The following is a 606-nucleotide window of genomic DNA, read 5'->3' on the forward strand; positions in this document are numbered from 1 at the left end:
CGCTGCGTCATGATGCGTCGTGCGGCATCAATTTCCGCGCTCGCCGGGTGACCGTCGGGATTGCCGACCACATTCCCGCCGACCGGCATGCGCGCGCCCGGGACATAGGTTGAGCTGACCCCTGGCGCGCCTTCGTCCGTCATGGGTGAGCCGGAGAGTGGGGGTAGAATTGCAGGCGGCCGTAGCATGCCAGCGGGCCCCGTGTCGGGAACAGCGCGGTCGGAAACCATGGCCTGACGTGTGCCGATGATCAGGATGGCGGCCAGTCCTCCAGCGATGAGCGCGGGCAATGCCTTTTTCAGGCGCCAGCGCCGTGCTGCTGCTGCTGCTTCTGGTAAAGTGGCTGCCGCATCGTTCGTCTCCATCTGCCCGAAATCAGATCCGAGATGGAGATGGAGGGGCTGTAAACCTGTCCCGTCGAGTTCAATGGTGATGGGCGCCCGGCCATCAGCGTGGAGGATGATACGGGTCATGGGAAAATCCTTGTGCTTCGGGCATCGGGCGCAGGATGGCGAGCGCGTTCTCAACTGCAGGGATGTAGATCGGACGCTGGTAGCGCCGTTCTTCGCTCCAGTGCGCACGCGCGCCGGCGGCCTCGATGCGGGG

At 64.9% G+C, this 606-nt stretch carries 2 protein-coding genes; both read right to left on the reverse strand.

Translation table 11 applies throughout. The features are described 5' to 3' along the window. On the reverse strand, window positions 1-473 hold a 473-nt coding region (locus tag B7449_RS17370), incomplete at its 3' end, for a hypothetical protein (RefSeq protein ID WP_048883927.1). Next, window positions 448-606 (reverse strand): secretion/conjugation apparatus DotM-related subunit (locus B7449_RS24895; RefSeq protein WP_456303605.1); only part of this gene is annotated, 159 nt, incomplete at its 5' end. The genes B7449_RS17370 and B7449_RS24895, both read right to left, overlap by 26 nt.

Source organism: Komagataeibacter intermedius TF2 (assembly GCF_000964425.1).
Classification (GTDB): Bacteria; Pseudomonadota; Alphaproteobacteria; order Acetobacterales; family Acetobacteraceae; genus Komagataeibacter; species Komagataeibacter intermedius.